The organism is Bacillus sp. NPDC077411 (genome assembly GCF_044543425.1).
GTDB lineage: Bacteria > Bacillota > Bacilli > Bacillales > Bacillaceae_G > Bacillus_A > Bacillus_A bruguierae.
On sequence record NZ_JBITWA010000014.1, the window covers coordinates 97,855 to 116,218 of the forward strand.

Below are 18,364 nucleotides of genomic sequence, written 5' to 3' on the forward strand. Positions count from 1 at the left end.
ACGGTAGGTGGGGGTAGTTCAATGGAAGAAGTTATCCTTTAAGGACTGTAATTCCTTTTACCATATTCCAAATAAAGTAGTATAGGCTAACTAGGGCACAAATGCATACTACAATCACTGCACTAAGAGCAAGTGTCTCAGCTGGCTGATTAAAACCAGCATCCATAACTCCTAATACTGCAAGTCCTATAAAGATAGCGATGCTCGGAAGAATATGTGTCCATAGAGCGCGTTTAGCATGAGTTCTTGTTTCGTAATCGCCTACAATCCAAACGATTAGCGGGAACAAGATAGGTGCAAAGAGAACACTAAAGTACGAAAGAGCAGATAATATTTTATTTCCATTCATATGTATCACCTCATGAAATCTTTTCTTGTTGTTATACGCTTATTATGCAGGAGAACGTATGGACTTACTATCGCCGAATCTTACAGAAACATAACAGTTTTGTAAGATTCGGCGATATGTAATGTAAGGCTTTTTTTAAGTTTTATATTATATTCATATATTGATTAAAATATATATAAAGGTATAACGAGAAGTGGATATAAAAAAAGACACAGCAGCTGCTTGCGTCTTTTTGTGTATTAAGCAAGTGCAATATAAATGTCAACTTGAGCATCATTTGGATCGAAAGCTCGTTCATCATACAGCTCGAAGTCCGTTGTGAACGTACGTTTATTTTCTTTTGACCAGTTCCAAATATCTTGCCATGCTTCTGCGATGATTTCGGATAGCGGCCCTTTGCGCGTTGTAAATACGGCGTATGTAGCAGCTGGGATCGTGAATGATGTCATGTTTTCTGGTGTATCAATGACAGTAGAAACAGGAACACCAATTGTATACGTATAGCGACCTGTTTCATCGGATTCATAGTTGGAATACAATGCGAGCGTTTCTGTTTGTGTAGTTTTGTTAGGAATTTGGTTGGTAATTTGCTCTTGGAAGTATTGATTCCATAGATGAGGGATTTTTCCGGCGCTAGACATTTCCAGTTCGTTGTTTGTAGTAATAGAAATCCCGATGGCTTGAAAAGCTTCTTTTTTTATAATTGTAGGTTGCATTATTGTATCATCCTCTCTTTTTAATAAGAACAAACGTTCTTGTTAATTGTACCATAATTATACAGGTGGAGGATAGGGGGATTACGTGTCGAACATCGTCGAAGGGTCTTTATCCCGCATTAACGGGCAGTACAGGTTGTGGAAGCATGGAGAAGACGACTGGCCGTAAAAGCCCGATTGGGCGGGCTTTCCATCAGTGAAAAAGTCGTCACTGATGGAAGTTTCACTTTATATTGTGTCGAATCGCTGATATATCGTAAAAAACGCCGATATATATTGCTGGGCACGTAAAAAAGAGACTGATTCGCAAAGGCGCTTAAGTGCCTTTGGAATCAGTCTCTTTTTATTAAAACATACTAGAACTATGCATTGGTTGCAGCTTCGCATTTGGATCGAAGTATGCTTTTGCGTTGTTTACTGCTGTTGGGGCTTCGCCAAAGCCACATGCGATTAGTTTTACTTTTCCTTCATATGTACAAATATCACCAGCTGCGTAAATGCCAGGGATGTTTGTTTCCATTTTAGAATTTACAACGATGCTGTTCTTTTGGATATCTAGGCCCCAATCTTTAATTGGACCAAGGGAAGAGACGAATCCGTAGTTTACGATGACATCATCAACATCAATGACAACTGTCTCTTCTGTTTTCACATGTTGAAGTACAACTTGTTCAATTTTTTCTTCACCTATAAGTTCAACTGGAACGTATGGTGTTTTTACTAGTGCGCGCGAGTTCATTAACGTTTCGACGCTATGCTCATGTGCGCGGAATTTATCACGGCGGTGAACGATTGTTACTTCTTCTGCGATTGGCTCTAACATCATTGTCCAGTCTACAGCAGAATCTCCGCCGCCAAAGACGACAACGCGTTTGCCAGCAAATTTATTCATATCATCAACGAAATAATGTAAGTTTGTTTTTTCGAATTTCTCTGTGCCTTCTAATTCTAAAGGACGCGGCTTAAACGCGCCGTTTCCAGCTGTAATGATGACGGACTTAGAATAGTGTGTTTCTTTATTTGTTACAAGTTTGAACACACCATCTTCTTGTTTTTCTATCGTTTGTACAGCTTCTTCTAGGCAAATGGTTGGTTCGAACTTGCTCATTTGTTCTTTTAAGTTGTTAATAAGTTCTTGTGCACGAATTTTTGGAAAACCTGCGATATCATATATGTACTTTTCAGGATATAATGCGGATAATTGACCGCCGAGTTGTGGCAAGCTTTCGATAATTTTTACGCTTGCTTGTCTCATACCGCCATAAAAAGCTGTGAATAATCCAGTTGGGCCTCCACCAATAATAGTGATGTCGTATACCTTTTGATTTTCTGTCACTGTTTACTCCCCCTATAATTAGGAAATTTTTCGTGCTTATCCTATATACACTCGTATGTATGTTATACGAAACTTCCATGAGCGGAGTGCAAGCGCACCCAAGACAAATAATATCATATTTTATAAAAAAAAGCCGTAGAAAGCGACTGAATTGTATATGCACTTTGTATAGATTTGTTATACAAAGAAGAAACTAGCCAGTAAGTAAAGGATGCAATGTTTGGTAATTATATGTATTTTTTCGTAATTTTAATATATATACGGCATAACAGAAAGCAAAAAAAATGGGTGAAAAGCTTTATACACTTAGTGAATAAGCAAATGTCAAAAAACTTAAAAAGACTACGTTATTTTAAAATATTGATAATTCTACAAGTGCTTGAAAAGTAAAAAGAAAACGACTAATATAGGAAGGTAAATGTATTAATTTTTTATGACAAATTTCGTAACATTTTTCAAACTTGTTTTTGGTTTTGTTAAGAATGTGAGAACTTTTACATTCTTAGCATTTCATTTGTTTTAGCACTATTTTTATTATTTTTAACTATCTATATAAAGAAGAGGGTTGTGATTAGGGTGAAGAAGCCAAAAATCGTAGTTCTAGGCGCAGGTTATGGCGGAATGATTACTACTGTTCGTCTGCAAAAAACATTATCTGTAAGTGAAGCTGAAATCACATTAGTAAATAACAACAGCTATCATTATCAAGCAACTTGGTTACATGAAAGTGCAGCTGGTACGTTGCATCATGACAAAGTTCGTTTAGACATTAAAGATGTAATCGACACAAACAAAGTAAACTTCGTACAAGACACAGTTGTAGAAATTAAAGCAGCTGAAAAGCGCGTTATCTTAAAGAATGGCGAGCTAGAGTATGATTACTTAGTAATCGGTCTTGGTTTCGAGTCTGAAACGTTTGGAATTAAAGGATTAAAAGAGCATGCATTCTCTATCGCTAACATTAATGCAACTCGTCAAATTCGTGATCATATGGAGTACATGTTCTCTCTATATGCTTCAGAAAAACGCGATGAGTTAGTTACAATCGTTGTCGGCGGTGCTGGATTTACAGGTATCGAGTATGTAGGTGAGCTTGCAAACCGTGTTCCAGAGCTTTGTAAAGAGTATGATGTTCCTCGTGAAAAAGCGCGTATCATTTGTGTTGAAGCTGCTCCAACAGCACTTCCTGGTTTCGATCCAGAGCTAGTTGAGTACGCTGTAAAACAATTAGAGAAAAAAGGTGTAGAATTCCGCATCGGTACAGCTATTAAGGAAGCAACTGAAGAAGGTATTCTTGTTGCAAACGGCGACGATGTAGAATTATTGAAATCTGCAACTGTAGTTTGGGCTGCAGGTGTTCGCGGTAACGGTATTGTAGAAGAGTCTGGCTTTGAAGCAATGCGCGGTCGTGTAAAAGTGGACGAGTACATGCACGCTCCAGGTCATGAAGAAGTATTCATGGTTGGTGATGCAGCGTTAATCATTAACGAAGAAATTAACCGTCCATACCCACCAACAGCACAAATTGCGATTCAACAAGGTTACAGCATTGCACATAACTTAGCTGTTCTTGTTCGTGGTAAAGGCGAAATGCAGAAGTTTGTATTCGATAACAAAGGTTCTGTATGTTCATTAGGACATGACGATGCAATGGGCGTTGTAATGGGCAAAAAATTAACTGGCTGGAAAGCTTCATTCATGAAGAAAGTAATCGACAACCGTTACCTATTCATACTTGGCGGACCTTTATTAGTTCTTAAAAAAGGTAAGTTAAAATTATTTTAATTTGTAATTCAAAACAGAAACGGCTATCGGCTGTTTCTGTTTTTTGTTGTTTTAATTTTACTGAATATTACAAAATAAATAAAGTTCTTTTTACATAGAGAGCGCGTTTCACCTCGTTCTCCTTTTGAAATCTTTATAGTATAATGGAAGAAAAGAGTGAATATTCTGTTCGTTTTACTGGAAGGGGTTTCTAATAATGAGTAAACGTGGAAAGGTATGGTTAGCGGTAAGTGGTCTTGTCATAACGTCAGATGGAAGGTGGCTTGTCGTTAAGAAAAAATATGGCGGATTAAAAGGAAAATGGTCATTGCCTGCTGGTTTTGTCAATGAAGGAGAAACAATCGATCAAGCAGTGCAGCGTGAAGTGTTAGAGGAGACAGGAATTGCTACGAGTGTGAAAGGAATAATGAGTGTTCGATCAGGTGTCATACAGGGTGAGATTAGTGACAATATGATTATTTTTCTTTTAGAACCAAAAGGAGAACATATTATCATTCAGGAGCGGGAATTGTCTGAAGGAGCATTCTTATTTCCAACAGATATCGCACATGATGAACATGCTTCCGTGTTAATACAGTATTTATTAGAAGCAATGCCGGCTCCGCTTTTACAAATGGACGGGACGTTAAATCCAGGAGAACAATTTGGTTATACAGTATATAACATTTTTGTAGGAAATACAGAAAATAAATAAGAAGGGATGGAAATAATGAGCATACCCGTTTTATTAATTTCTATGATGTTATTCTTAGTTTTATTTTTTGGAATTGGTTTTTTATTAAATATGATTTTACGAGCAACATGGGTCATGGTTGTCGTATATCCGCTTATTTGTGTGTTTATTATTGATAAAGTTGATTTTTTAGATTACTTTGTACAGCCAAAAGAAGCGTTCACTTCATTAGGAACAAGCTTTCTTCACCTTGGACAAGCTGATATTATGATCTTATCAACTGGCTTAGTCGGTGCCGCTTTATCTGGCATTGTGATCAAATCATTACGACAACGTGGATATCAAATGTTTTGAAGCTCCTTTTTTTAGGAGCTTTTTTCATGAATATTTCCTTCATCAGTTGGGGCACAATAACGATGAAGGAGTGTGGAAAACGAAAATGATAAAACGATATAGCATTCGCATGATAATGATTTGCTTATTTATAGCTGCATTATGTGTAACTTGGCAAGCTATGTCAGGAATCTCTCTTTCTGAAATGATTCATATGTATAAGAAAAATGAAGTGAAAGTAGTGCACGCAGCTGAACAAAATAAGCAGGCGATTCCAAGTGCCGAAGTTATTCGTGCTTTAGAGAATGCAAAAGATTGGTCAAAGTATCACCAGATGGAAGTTACTGCCACAGGATATACAGCTGGTATGGAGTCAACAGGAAAAACAAAAGGACATCCTGAGTACGGGATTACATATTCCGGGGTGAAAGTAAAGCGGGATATATATTCAACAATCGCAGCTGATCTTCGCGTATTTCCGATTGGGACGATTCTGTTCGTTCCTGGATATGGCTACGGTGTTGTGGCGGATAAAGGCGGTGCAATTCAAGGGAATCGCCTTGATTTATATTATGAAACCGTGCGAGATGTATATAATCAATGGGGAAAGAAAAAAGTGAATGTTTACGTTGTGAAAATGGGAAATGGCAAACTTACAGAACAAGATTTAACGCTTTTAAATGAAGATGAAACAATGCAAGTGTTTCGCTCACAATATTTAAAACAGCAATAGTCTAGACGCTTGTGGCGCTAGACTTTTTTTTATTTGTTATCATAAAGTGAAATGGAGAAGAAAAAACGCAGTAAAGGGAGAGAAGTGATGGAAGATTATCCTTTAGCGTATTATGAGTTTTTTATAAAGTATAATGAAGGTGATTATTATACGTGCCATGACTTATTAGAAGAAATGTGGCTCGAAGATCGAGAGAATTTGTTTTTAAAAGGTTTATTGCAAATGACAGTCGCACAGTATCATTATAGCTACGGAAATATAAAGGGGGCACGGATAATGATGGGAGTAGCTGAAGCGTATTTAACTCCGTATTGCCCGATTTATTGGGATTTGAATGTTGAAAAAGTTGTACACTTCATTCAAACGTGTCGTGAAATGTTACCGAAAGAGATAAATCGAATTTCATATGAGGAAATTCAGAAATTGCCGCAGCTCCCGCAATTTATTTTATACATGGAAGAAGTTTGAATTGTCGCATTTTCCCGAAAATAAGGATATAATAGAAACACAAAAAACAGGGGGTGCTAGCATGTTTCAAGTGCAAAAAGAATTAGTAAGTCATGAAGCGGTAGTTGTTGCTTTATTTGAAGATGAGGTAATGAGCAGTTTTGTGAAAGAATTAAACCAAGCGTTTGATGGTCATTTACAAGTGTTACTAGATGAAAAGGAAATTTCTCCAAAGAAAAAAGTCATTTCTAAATTACATAGTTTAGGAAAAACAGATACAAAGCGTTATTATTTTGTTGGCCTTGGCAAAAAAGAAAGATATACGACAGAAACACTGCGAGGTACGCTCGGAAAGTTAGCGAAAACATTGCAAAGTGCTAAAGTGAAAAATGTTGCATTTATGTTAGATTCGTTTGTTACAGATAAAATGGACGCTATTGATGTTGCGCATATTGCGGCAGAAACATATTTCCTTGGCACATATGAGTTGTTAACATATAAAACAGATAAAAAAGAAGCGCATCAATTAGAAAGCTTTGTTGTAATTACAAAGGAAGACCCGCAAGAAATTGAAGCTGCATTAACAGTTGGCTATGTACACGGACGTGCTACAAACTCTGCGCGTACGCTTGTGAATATGCCGCCAAATATGTTAACGGCAACAGCTTTAGCGGATTATGCGGTTGAACTAGCGGAAAAGTATGATATGGATTATAAGGTTCTTGAGAAAGAAGAAATGGAAGAGCTTGGAATGGGCGCCCTGCTTGCGGTAAATCAAGGTTCTACAGAGCCGCCAAAAATGATTGCTCTTTTATATAAAGGTAAAGAAGAATGGACAGATGTAATTGGTTTAGTTGGTAAAGGAATTACATACGATACAGGTGGTTATTCTCTAAAACCGCGCGAAAGCATGGTTGGTATGAAAGGCGATATGGGCGGTGCGGCAGCTGTTCTTGGTGCAATGGAAATTATCGGTGAACTTCGCCCAGAGCAAAACGTAGTAGCTGTTATTCCTTCTACAGATAATATGGTGAGCGGTACCGCATTTAAACCAGATGATGTGATTACATCGATGAGTGGTAAAACGATTGAAGTATTAAATACAGATGCAGAAGGTCGTTTAGCGTTAGCTGATGGTATTACGTATGCGAAGAAGCTTGGAGCAAATTATCTTGTTGATGTTGCGACATTAACAGGTGGTGTTATTGTTGCACTTGGAAATCATACAACAGGTGCTATGACAAATAACGAAGCATTTTATGAGCAAGTGTTAGAGGCATCGATGGAAACAGATGAGCCAATGTGGCAATTACCGATTTTCGAACGCGATAAAGAGCGTGTTCGAAATAGTAAGTTAGCAGATTTGAATAACTCGCCAGGGCGTGATGGCCATGCGATTATGGCAGGTGTATTCCTTGGAGAATTTGCAGAAAAAACACCTTGGGTGCATTTAGACATCGCAGGAACATCTGATACAAAGAGCGCACATGACTTAGGTCCAAGCGGAGGAACAGGAGCAATGGTGCGTACATTGGCAACACTTGTTGAAAGCTTTGGAAATGAAGAGTAAGTAAGGAGAGGATTGGCATTTGCCAATCCTTTTTTAGATGTGTGCCAGTGCTTTCACTCGATAAATAGGGAATTAAATGTTGTAAAAAAATAAAAAATATTGAGGGAAGCATAATTTTTTTCATATAATGAAACTATGCTGATTGAGAGGAGAAAACAACATGGAATGGAAAAAAGAGTATGAACGCTGGATTTCCTTTGCAGATTTAGATGCAGAGCTAAAGCAGCAATTAGAAGCAATGCAAAGTGATGAAAAGAAAATTGAAGATAGTTTTTATAAAAACTTAGAATTTGGTACAGGTGGTATGCGCGGAGAGTTAGGTGCCGGCACAAATCGTTTAAATGTGTACACTGTTCGTAAGGCGACGGAAGGTTTAGCTCGTTTCATTGAAAATCAAGGTGAAGAAGCAAAAGCACGCGGCGTTGTTGTTGCATATGATTCCCGTCATAAGTCTCCAGAGTTTGCAATGGAAGTAGCAGCAACATTAGGTGCTCACGGTATTAAAACATATGTATTTGAAAGTCTACGCCCAACACCAGAATTGTCATTTGCAGTACGTTATTTGCATACGTACAGTGGAATTGTTCTTACAGCAAGCCATAACCCGCCGGAATATAACGGTTATAAAGTGTACGGAGATGATGGTGGACAATTGCCTCCAAAAGAAGCAGATGAGTTAATTCAGTATGTAAATAATGTAAGTGATGAATTGACAGTAGCGGTTGCTGATGTAGAGCAATTGAAACAAAATGGTCTCTTACAGATCATCGGTCAAGAAGTTGACGATGCATATTTAGAACAATTAAAAACAGTTATTCTTAATAAAGAGCTTGTGAAGGAAGTTGGACAAGATTTAAAAATTGTCTTCTCACCTTTGCATGGAACATCTAATATTCCGGCTCGCCGCGGATTAGAGGCAGTTGGATTTAAAAATGTAACTGTTGTAAAAGAACAAGAACAGCCAGATCCAGACTTTTCAACAGTAAAATCACCAAATCCAGAAGAACATGCTGCGTTTGAATTGGCAATTCGATACGGTGAAGAAATTGATGCAGATGTATTAATTGCAACAGATCCAGATGCTGATCGTCTTGGTGTAGCAGTTCGCAATCATGATGGTGAGTATCAAGTATTAACAGGAAACCAAACAGGTGCTTTAATGCTGGATTACTTATTATCACAAAAGAAAGAACAAGGTATGTTACAGGCAAACGGTGTTGTATTAAAAACAATCGTTACATCTGAATTAGGACGTACAATCGCAAAATCTTATGGACTTGATACAATCGATACGTTAACTGGCTTTAAATTTATCGGTGAGAAGATTAAGCAATATGAAGCGAGCGGAGAATATGAATTCCAGTTCGGTTATGAAGAAAGCTATGGTTATTTAATTCGCCCGTTCTGCCGTGATAAAGATGCAGTACAATCTGTATTATTTGCATGTGAAGTTGCCGCATATTATAAAGCGCAAGGCAAAACATTATATGATGGTTTACTTGAAGTATTTGAAAAGTACGGATATTTCCGTGAAGGACTTGTTTCCTTAACGTTAAAAGGAAAAGACGGAGCAGAGCAAATTCAAAATATGATGACATCGTTCCGTGAAAATAGACCGACAGAAGTGGCAGATTTAGAAGTAACGATTGCAGAAGATTATAAAGCAAGCGTTAGAACAAAAGTAAAAGAAAATGTGACAGAAGAAATTGAATTACCAAAATCAAATGTATTAAAGTATTATTTGGCAGATGGATCTTGGTTCTGCCTACGTCCATCTGGAACAGAGCCAAAGATTAAGTTTTACTTTGGTGTACAAGGAGATTCCTTGCAGCGTAGTGAAGAGAAGCTTGAAGCGATTAAAGAAGATATTATGAATCGAGTAAAATAAAAAAAGGGAGAAATCCCTTTTTTTATTTTGTAAAGGAGATGTATCAGGCAAATCTATTTTATGGACATTCATATAAGTAAAAACAACGTGAAACCCCTTTCTTTTTAGGGGGACATCTGGCCACGCATAGAAACGGTCAGGGCGTTTTCCTGTCACATGCAAGGTTTAAAACAAAAGGAGAAAGCAAGTAGAGGTCATGGTGTATTCTGCGTAGCAGCGACTTATATGTCGGAAAGTTAAAATGGATTTATACAGTAGAGCTTGATATGACATTTTATTCATAAAAGAGGAGTATTATTAAGTTATAAATTTATGACAAGTTTGAGGAAACCTTGACTAATGAAGAGACAATCATGTAAAATTTGTAGGGAATGTCACTTTGTCATAAAAAAAAGGGAATATTACAAAGGAAAAAGGTTGTAAGATTCCTAGAGAGAGAGACAATATGAGAATTAATATGATGAGGTTCTTCATATTATTTTCTCTATAACTAAGTGTGCTTTGTACAATAAATTTATCTTGTGTAGGATAAATTAACTGATAGGAAATAAAAAAATGTTCGCCATGTAAAACCAATAAAGAAAGAGGTTGTAAACATGAAAAAAGTAAGAAAAGCTATTATTCCTGCTGCTGGTCTTGGAACACGTTTTTTACCAGCAACGAAGGCAATGCCAAAGGAAATGTTACCGATTGTTGATAAACCAACAATTCAATATATCGTTGAAGAAGCAGTTGCTGCAGGTATTGAAGATATTATTATCGTTACAGGCAAAACAAAACGTGCAATTGAGGATCATTTCGATAATGCTTTTGAATTAGAGCAAAATTTATTAGAAAAGAAAAAGTATGAGCTACTTGAAAAGGTACAAGCTTCTTCTAAAATGGTTGATATTCACTATATCCGTCAAAAAGAACCAAAAGGTTTAGGCCATGCAGTATGGTGTGCGCGTAAATTCATTGGTGATGAGCCGTTTGCTGTATTACTTGGAGACGATATTGTGCAAGCAGAAACACCTTGCTTAAAACAATTGATCGATGAGTATGAAAAAACATTATCATCTGTAATTGGTGTGCAAACAGTTCCTGAAGATGAAACACATCGCTACGGTATTATTGATCCATTAGAAAAAGACGACCGTCGTTATCAAGTAAAACAATTTGTTGAAAAACCAGCACAAGGTACAGCACCTTCAAATTTAGCGATTATGGGTCGTTATGTTTTAACACCTGAAATCTTCCGTTTCTTAGAAGAACAACATGTCGGTGCTGGCGGTGAGATTCAATTAACGGATGCAATTCAAAATCTAAACGAAATTCAACGCGTATTCGCTTACGATTTTGAAGGAACACGTTATGATGTTGGTGAGAAACTTGGCTTTATTCAAACAACAATTGAAATGGCGCTGCAACATGACGAATTAAAAGAAGATTTACTACAAATTATGCAAAAACTTGTACAAGAACAAGCGGTTAAAAATTAATTATTGATAGATGTGTAAGATTAGACATAGTGAATTGGAGAATGAGGTATTCTAAGGGAAACATCCAATTTACTATGTCTAATCTGTGCTTATAAATTGTTCTTTACTGAGAAAATTTGAAAAAGAAAGGGGTACCTTCTTTGAAGACCATTACAATTTTAGTACCGGCATATAATGAAGAAGAAGTGTTAGATCAGCTGTATAGCCGGTTGACGGGCGTAATTGAGTCGGTGCCAAACTACAACTTTGAGATTTTATTTGTGAATGATGGAAGTAAAGATAATACATTAAATATGATCAAAGAGTTTCGAGTACGCGATAAACGCATTTCTTATGTAGACTTATCTCGTAACTTTGGAAAAGAGACAGCGATGATCGCAGGACTTGATCATGCGATGGGCGATGCAGTTATCATTATTGATGCTGATTTACAAGACCCGCCAGAATTAATCCCAGACATGATTCAATATTGGGAGCAAGGCTATGATGATGTTTATGCAAAAAGACGTTCTCGTGCAGGAGAATCTTGGGCGAAGAAATGGACAGCTGGAAAATTCTATAGCCTATTAAAGAAAACAACAAGAATCCCAATTCAAGAAAATACAGGAGATTTTCGTTTATTGGATAGACGCTGCGTGGAAGCATTAAAGCAAATTCGTGAAACACAGCGTTATACAAAGGGAATGTTCAGTTGGATTGGATACAATAAGAAAGAAATTTTATTCGACCGTGATCCACGCGCAGCTGGTGAAACGAAATGGAACTACTTTAAGCTAATGGATTTAGCAATTGAAGGAATCACATCCTTTACAACGTTTCCATTACGTCTTGCATCCTTCTTAGGATTCACCGTATCATTTGGTGCATTTTGCTACATGCTTTGGATTATTATTAAGACGCTTATTCATGGGGAATCTGTGAGCGGATATCCATCAATGATGACAGCGATTTTATTCCTTGGCGGTGTACAATTAATTGCAGTTGGAATTATCGGTGAATATTTAGGCCGTATTTTTAACGAAACGAAAAATCGTCCACTATACTTTGTAGATGAGTATAACGATGATAAAGTAACAAATTTGGATGAAAAGCCGACAGCAAAGTTATATCGCGTAGAAGACCATAAAGTAAAATCAAATCGTTAGGGGATTAAAAACGTGAATAACAGAGTGAAGGAAATCTTTAACTATTTGCTTTTTGGCGGTTTAACGACGTTAGTTAATATAGTTACGTATTATGTTTGTGCAACTTTAGTTGGAATGGATTACAAAGTTGCTACGACAATCGCATGGATTGTATCTGTGTTGTTTGCGTATGTTACAAATAAAAAGTATGTATTTAAAAGTCAACCAACAAGTTTTGCCCATGCGATGAAAGAATTTTTCTATTTTATGGGATTTCGCGTTTTATCGTACTTCATCGATATTTTCTCCATGATTGTATTAATCGAATGGTTAGGTATCAATGATTTAGTATCTAAAATTATCGCGAATGTTATTGTTGTAATTGTTAACTATTTTGCAAGTAAATATATAATTTTTAAAAAGAAGGTCGAAGTGAAACAAGGCCAAAATGCATAAAAAACAAATAGCTTGGCTTTATGCCGGCTATTGTTTTTTATACATATATTTTCGAACTAGGAATGATATGGAGGAGTATAATGCAACAACTGTTGGATTTATTTAAGAAAAAGAAATTTTTATATGCATTAGCTTTTTTCCTTCCGTTTTCTATTTATGGTGTAATGTTTATACTGATTGGTATTGCTCCATTTGGACAAAAATCAATTCTTATTACTGATTTGCACACACAGTATGTACAGTTTTACACATATTTATATGATGTTATGAAAAATGGAAAAAGCATTTTTTATAGTTGGGAAGGCGGAATGGGACTAAATTTTCTTGGTGTATTTGCCTACTATTTAGCAAGCCCGTTTTCTATTTTAATTTTCTTTTTTGATCGTGCTCATATTCCGGAAGCAATTATGGTTATGACATTATTGAAAGTTGGATTAGCTGGTGTGACAATGACGCATTATTTAAGTTATATGATGAAGCGTCGTGAGATTACAATCGCATTATTCTCAACTTTTTATGCATTAATGTCATTTGTAACAGTCTATTCCTTCTGCGTTATGTGGTTGGATGCAATTTATTTGCTTCCGCTCATTATGCTTGGAATTGAGAAGTTGTTGACAACTAAAAAATGCGGATTGTTTATTTTTAGTTTAGCTCTTACGTTTATTACAAACTTCTATATTTCTTATATGGTAGGGATCTTTACATTTATTTACTTTGTGGTGCGTTTCTGTGTCCTTTATGACGTTCGTAATGTAAAGCAATTTATGCAAAAGTTTGTATGGTTCTGCATTGGAACAGGTTTAGCAGCTGGAATGGCGGCATTTATTATACTGCCGACGTATATGGACTTAAAGAGTAACTTTGCAGAACGTACGAAACTTCCATTTTCTACAGCGTTTAATTTCGATCCATTTGATTTTTATAGTCGCTTCTTTAATGGAATTACCGATACAACGGTTAATGGGATGCCAAACGTGTATGCTGGTGTATTGACACTGTTACTTGTTCCATTGTTCTTTGTAACAAAGAAAATTGCATTAAAAGAAAAAATTGTATACGGGGCAGTGATGCTCTTTATCGTTCTTTCTTTTGAAATACCGTTTTTAAATATTGCTTGGCATGGCTTTGAGCCGCCAACAAATTTCCCATATCGTTATTCGTTTGTATTGTCATTCTCACTTATTTATGTGGCTGTTCGAACGTTTATGGTATTCGGAGAAGAATTATTACCTGCATTGAAAAAGGTCGTTTTCTTTAACCTATTTATGATTGTTTTACTTGGAAAAGTAGCACCTTCTTATATGCAATCGAATAAAATGATGGCAAACATCTTTTTCGTTGTTGTATATGCGCTGTTACTATACGCAAAAGTTCGAGTGAAAAAGAACAAAGCATTGGTATCTTTCGCATTAGTAGCTGTAGCTTTGCTAGATGTTGCACTTAACACAGTATATATGATTAAGTTAATGGGCTATGAGTATGGCTACATTAATCGTCAAGAATATGCATCTCCATATCCGGGATATGAAGAAACAATTCAAAAAGTAGCTGAAAAAGACAAAGGGCTATATCGCATGGAAACAACAATGGGAAGAACTTGGAATGATGCGATGCGCTTTGGATATAAAGGACTTACTCATTTCAACTCTGTTGCAAATGGGCATTTGAATTTATATATGCAAGATTTAGGTTACGGTTATTTGGACGCATTAATTTTGCAAAACGGCAAAGGAATTGTTTCAACTGATGCCTTATTTGGTATGAAGTATATGATTTCAGATCGTCCGTTAAATAAATATGGTTTTGAAAAAGTCGATAATATCGGCGATATTTCCGTATATGAGAATAAAAATGCCCTTCCGTTTGGATATATGGTCAATAAAGATGAGTTTGATACAAAAGGAAAAGAGAAATTAAAGGTTGAAAAAACCAACTATACAAACTCATTTGAAGAGCAAAATAAACTAATTGGCAAGTTAAATGGACAACCTGTAAGCTATTATAAACCGCTTGAACCAATTTCTGTTCAATATAATAACTTGGCAGTAGCAGATGAAGAAAAAAGTAAAAAGCAACTTGCTGCTGAGAAGAAAAAAGCGGCTCTTACAAATCAAAAACCAATCCAGTTAGTCAAAGAGCAAGATGATAAGACAGCAAGCATTAAATACGTGTTTGATGTTAAAGGAAAACAACAGTTATATACAAAATTACGTGTGGAACCAACTGGTGTAACAAAGGTTTACGTAAATGGAAAAACATTAGGTAAAACAATCGGTGAGGGACCAGACAGCGACGTGTCTGATTATCCATCTTATTATTGGAACAATGGTATTCTTGATTTAGGCTATTTTGAAAATGAAAAAGTAGAAGTAGAAGTGACGGTAAAACGTCATTCCGTTGAATTAGATCAGCAGTTGTTCTATGGACTTGACATAGATACATTTGAAAAACGTGTGAATGAATTAAAACAACAACCATTGAACGTCACAAACTATACGGGTCGTAGTGTTCAAGGGAAGATTGATGTAAAACAAGATAATCTCCTTTTCTTATCTATCCCATATGATAAAGGATGGAAAGTAAAAATTGATGGAAAAGATGGTAAAGTACTGAAATTAAATGATGCATTTCTTGGAGTAGAACTACCAAAAGGAACACATACAATTGAATTGAAGTATACATCCCCTGGATTTGTAGTAGGGGTCATCGTTTCTGTTATTAGCTTATTGGCAGCGATTGTTCTTTGTTTTATCGTGTCAAAGAAGAGGAAGTAATGTGAAAGAGAATCCTTTCTAAGCAGGGGTAACAGAACCTGTTTAGAAAGGTTTTTTTTTACAAATATTCATTAATATGAGAAAATAGCAAGTATGCAAAAAAAATAAAACAGGAGCATAAAATAATGAAACAATTAAGAGGGTTATATGGCGTACTGTTCTTTTTCATTCCGTTTGGGATATTGCTTTTAAGTTATGCTATATTTGGTATGTATCCGTTTGGGAATTATTCAGTATTAATTAGTGATTTAAGCACACAATATGTTCAATTTTATTCTTATTTACATAGCGTATTTACAGAAGGAAAGAGTTTACAATATACAATGGAGTTAGGCGGGGGACTTAACTTTATTGGAACATTTGCTTATTATTTATCAAGTCCGTTTTCTCTTCTTCTTTTCTTCTTTAATAAAGCAAACCTTCCAGAATTTATTTTTCTTATTACGCTTTTAAAAGTAGGGTTTGCAGGAGTAACATGCGGCTTGTTTTTACGTTATGTGATAGGAAAGCAGCATAAAGGGTTGTTATTATTTTCAACAGCTTATGCATTATCAGGCTTTGTTATGGCCTATTCGTTTCATGTAATGTGGCTAGATGGTATTGTATTTCTACCTGTCGTTTTAATGGGAGTTGAAAAACTTTTACGAGATAAAAAGATTATTTTCTTTACGTTTTCGTTAGCAATTATGTTTATCGCAAATTTCTACATTTCCTTTATGTTTGGGATTTTTACATTCCTTTATTTTATGATTCGACTTTTTACACAATATGAGTTTCGGGCCATAAAAACGTGGGGAAAATATTTTCTTCTTTTCTGCCTCGGAACGGGATTAGCTGCTGGCATAGGAGCGGTGATTATTCTTCCAACTCTTGAAGCGTTAAAGAGTAACCCATATAGTATCGGTTCAACGGAGTTCAAATTAGAATGGAAGCTAGATTTACTTCTTTTCTATTGGAAGTTATTATCTGGTGGGTATGATTCAAGTTTATTTGGTATTCCAAACGTATATGCATCTATATTAGTACTCGTATTATTACCTTTATACTTTGTTAATAAAGGAATTAATAAACGAGAAAAATTCTTATCTATAGCTGTATTTTTGTTCTTAATTTGTAGTTTTGCAATTCCATTTTTAAATTTAGCGTGGCATGGAAATAAGTGGCCGAATGCATATCCATATCGTTTTGCGTTTGTCTTTGTAATGTTAGCTGTTTTTATGGCAGCGAGAGTATTTCAACATATCAGTCGAAAAGATGTATTGCCGTTATGGATTGGTTATATTATCCATTTGATTTTATTGTATGCATTGTCAGTAAAACATTATGAAGTAGTTCATAGTAAGACACTGCTTATAAACGCTATCCTTATTACTTTTATCGTGGTCGTATTGCATATTCGCATGATGAAACCATCATTAACAAAAATAACGACAGGATTATTGCTTCTATGTTTAGTATGTGACATAGGGTTTAATACAAGAAAATATATTTATGGATTGCATAAAGAAATGGCTTATACAAAGCGTGATGAGTACGAATTGAACAAAGATGCGAAACAAGCTATTCAATATGTAAATGAAATCAATGCAGAGCATTATCGTGTAAGTACTAAATATTATCGAACGCTAAATGATTCATTACAATATGATTATCCTTCTTTCCAAACATTTAACTCGATGGCAAACGGATCATTTCATCGCTTTTTAAAGCTAACGGGCTATTCAACGTCTCCAGACTTTTTAGTAGCCAATAACCATGGTGACACGTTGCTCATGGATGCGATTTTAAAAATTGGATATAAAATTGAAGAAGGCATCGTACCGAAATATGGACATGAAAAAATAAATCAATTTGGCTCTGCTAATGTATTTAAGAATAACAATATGATTCCATTTGGTTATCCAATCGAACATATACCTTCTAAAAAAGAAGAAAATCCTTTTGTTTTCCAGGAAAAATTGATTAATATAAAAAAAGGAACGCTGTTTAAAAAGCTAGAAGATCCAAAAATTTTATTGGAAAATATGGCTGCTATTTCAGGACAAGAAGGAAAATATGAACGAGTTAATAAGGAAAAACCGGGATATATTACGATTCAAGTAAATATACCAAAAGAGGTTCAATTATACGGATTAGCTACAGGGATTGAAAATTGGAAAGAAATTATGGTGAATGAAAAGTATCCATCTTATTTACCGCCAGATATTGAAAAAACTTTAATTGATTTTGGGTATTTCCCAACAAATGGGATTACAACGATGAAGATCAAGGTTGAAAATGAAGATATCTTTTCGTTAAAAGGATTACAGTTCTATGGATTAGACATAGACAAATTTAATGAGACAATAAAAGCATTACAAAAAAGCAGTATGAAGGTTACTGAAAACCAAGGAAAAATGGTTAAAGGAAAAATTGCATTAAAGAATGATGCTACATTTGTATTCCCGATTCCTTATGATGCCGGTTGGTCAGTTACAATCGACGGGAAAGAGCAGCCTACAACAGCGGTCATGGATGGGTTGTTAGGAGTGAAGGCGGAAGCTGGTAATCATGAAGTTATGCTTACTTACCATTCTCCAGGATTAAAACTTGGTATGATGATTTCTGGTGTAAGCATCATCCTTACTATATTATTTACTTTTGTACAGGTAAGAAGGTTACGACAAAAATAGAATAAGAAAGAAAAAAGCTACTGA

The 18,364-nt window shown here is 35.7% G+C and carries 15 protein-coding genes; 12 read left to right on the plus strand and 3 right to left on the minus strand.

Translation table 11 applies throughout. The features are described from left to right. Positions 1 to 31 precede the first annotated feature (31 nt). From ACIGHG_RS17620 to ACIGHG_RS17630, 3 genes are all read right to left on the minus strand, one after another. Positions 32 to 349 (minus strand): magnetosome magnetite crystal formation protein family, encoded by a 318-nt coding sequence (locus tag ACIGHG_RS17620; protein WP_336474525.1) that lies wholly within the window; start codon positions 347 to 349, stop codon positions 32 to 34. Between the two features lie 239 nt (positions 350 to 588). Then, positions 589 to 1,065, minus strand: a complete 477-nt coding sequence (locus ACIGHG_RS17625; RefSeq protein ID WP_336474526.1) for a GyrI-like domain-containing protein — start codon at positions 1,063 to 1,065, stop codon at positions 589 to 591. A gap of 346 nt (positions 1,066 to 1,411) precedes the next feature. Next, entirely contained in the window at positions 1,412 to 2,401 is a 990-nt protein-coding gene (locus ACIGHG_RS17630) for an NAD(P)/FAD-dependent oxidoreductase (RefSeq protein ID WP_336474527.1), read from the minus strand. Between the two features lie 576 nt (positions 2,402 to 2,977). On the opposite strand from ACIGHG_RS17630, the gene ACIGHG_RS17635 reads away from it, so the two are divergent. The 12 genes from ACIGHG_RS17635 (at position 2,978) to ACIGHG_RS17690 (ending at position 18,340) form a co-directional block, all read left to right on the plus strand. Next, complete coding sequence (locus ACIGHG_RS17635) at positions 2,978 to 4,186, plus strand: NAD(P)/FAD-dependent oxidoreductase (protein ID WP_396549640.1); 1,209 nt, start codon at positions 2,978 to 2,980, stop codon at positions 4,184 to 4,186. 196 nt (positions 4,187 to 4,382) lie between these two features. Then, a complete protein-coding gene (locus ACIGHG_RS17640; RefSeq protein WP_090918441.1) occupies positions 4,383 to 4,880 on the plus strand; it encodes an NUDIX domain-containing protein in 498 nt (165 codons plus the stop codon). A gap of 15 nt (positions 4,881 to 4,895) precedes the next feature. Continuing rightward, positions 4,896 to 5,213 (plus strand): YuiB family protein, encoded by a 318-nt coding sequence (locus tag ACIGHG_RS17645; protein WP_090918443.1) that lies wholly within the window; start codon positions 4,896 to 4,898, stop codon positions 5,211 to 5,213. Positions 5,214 to 5,298: 85 nt separating this feature from the next. After that, positions 5,299 to 5,925, plus strand: a complete 627-nt coding sequence (locus ACIGHG_RS17650; protein ID WP_090918445.1) for a 3D domain-containing protein — start codon at positions 5,299 to 5,301, stop codon at positions 5,923 to 5,925. Between the two features lie 87 nt (positions 5,926 to 6,012). Continuing rightward, positions 6,013 to 6,393 (plus strand): DUF309 domain-containing protein, encoded by a 381-nt coding sequence (locus ACIGHG_RS17655; RefSeq protein WP_336474529.1) that lies wholly within the window; start codon positions 6,013 to 6,015, stop codon positions 6,391 to 6,393. A 61-nt stretch (positions 6,394 to 6,454) separates the two neighbouring features. After that, the gene (locus tag ACIGHG_RS17660; RefSeq protein WP_090918447.1) at positions 6,455 to 7,942 is read left to right on the plus strand and encodes a leucyl aminopeptidase; all 1,488 of its coding nucleotides are present in this window, start codon (positions 6,455 to 6,457) and stop codon (positions 7,940 to 7,942) included. A gap of 160 nt (positions 7,943 to 8,102) precedes the next feature. Next, positions 8,103 to 9,830, plus strand: coding sequence for a phospho-sugar mutase (locus ACIGHG_RS17665; protein WP_336474531.1), 1,728 nt, complete (start codon positions 8,103 to 8,105; stop codon positions 9,828 to 9,830). A gap of 596 nt (positions 9,831 to 10,426) precedes the next feature. Next, positions 10,427 to 11,311, plus strand: coding sequence for a UTP--glucose-1-phosphate uridylyltransferase GalU (galU, locus tag ACIGHG_RS17670; RefSeq protein ID WP_396549643.1), 885 nt, complete (start codon positions 10,427 to 10,429; stop codon positions 11,309 to 11,311). Positions 11,312 to 11,451: 140 nt separating this feature from the next. Beyond that, complete coding sequence (locus ACIGHG_RS17675) at positions 11,452 to 12,456, plus strand: glycosyltransferase family 2 protein (RefSeq protein WP_396549645.1); 1,005 nt, start codon at positions 11,452 to 11,454, stop codon at positions 12,454 to 12,456. Positions 12,457 to 12,468: 12 nt separating this feature from the next. Beyond that, positions 12,469 to 12,891: a GtrA family protein gene (locus ACIGHG_RS17680; RefSeq protein ID WP_336474534.1), complete on the plus strand. Its 423-nt coding sequence runs from the start codon at positions 12,469 to 12,471 to the stop codon at positions 12,889 to 12,891. 80 nt (positions 12,892 to 12,971) lie between these two features. Beyond that, positions 12,972 to 15,668, plus strand: a complete 2,697-nt coding sequence (locus tag ACIGHG_RS17685) for a YfhO family protein (protein ID WP_336474535.1) — start codon at positions 12,972 to 12,974, stop codon at positions 15,666 to 15,668. A gap of 125 nt (positions 15,669 to 15,793) precedes the next feature. Next, positions 15,794 to 18,340, plus strand: a complete 2,547-nt coding sequence (locus tag ACIGHG_RS17690) for a YfhO family protein (protein WP_336474536.1) — start codon at positions 15,794 to 15,796, stop codon at positions 18,338 to 18,340. The last annotated feature ends 24 nt before the right edge of the window (positions 18,341 to 18,364 follow it).

What these genes read in the sequence shown, in the direction of transcription:
- ACIGHG_RS17655 (WP_336474529.1), top strand. Translation starts at nt 6,013, where the DNA reads ATGGAAGATTATCCTTTAGCGTATTATGAGTTTTTTATAAAGTATAAT.
- ACIGHG_RS17620 (WP_336474525.1), bottom strand. Translation starts at nt 349, where the DNA reads ATGAATGGAAATAAAATATTATCTGCTCTTTCGTACTTTAGTGTTCTC.
- ACIGHG_RS17645 (WP_090918443.1), top strand. Translation starts at nt 4,896, where the DNA reads ATGAGCATACCCGTTTTATTAATTTCTATGATGTTATTCTTAGTTTTA.
- ACIGHG_RS17640 (WP_090918441.1), top strand. Translation starts at nt 4,383, where the DNA reads ATGAGTAAACGTGGAAAGGTATGGTTAGCGGTAAGTGGTCTTGTCATA.
- ACIGHG_RS17625 (WP_336474526.1), bottom strand. Translation starts at nt 1,065, where the DNA reads ATGCAACCTACAATTATAAAAAAAGAAGCTTTTCAAGCCATCGGGATT.
- ACIGHG_RS17685 (WP_336474535.1), top strand. Translation starts at nt 12,972, where the DNA reads ATGCAACAACTGTTGGATTTATTTAAGAAAAAGAAATTTTTATATGCA.
- ACIGHG_RS17690 (WP_336474536.1), top strand. Translation starts at nt 15,794, where the DNA reads ATGAAACAATTAAGAGGGTTATATGGCGTACTGTTCTTTTTCATTCCG.
- ACIGHG_RS17650 (WP_090918445.1), top strand. Translation starts at nt 5,299, where the DNA reads ATGATAAAACGATATAGCATTCGCATGATAATGATTTGCTTATTTATA.
- galU (WP_396549643.1), top strand. Translation starts at nt 10,427, where the DNA reads ATGAAAAAAGTAAGAAAAGCTATTATTCCTGCTGCTGGTCTTGGAACA.
- ACIGHG_RS17665 (WP_336474531.1), top strand. Translation starts at nt 8,103, where the DNA reads ATGGAATGGAAAAAAGAGTATGAACGCTGGATTTCCTTTGCAGATTTA.
- ACIGHG_RS17660 (WP_090918447.1), top strand. Translation starts at nt 6,455, where the DNA reads ATGTTTCAAGTGCAAAAAGAATTAGTAAGTCATGAAGCGGTAGTTGTT.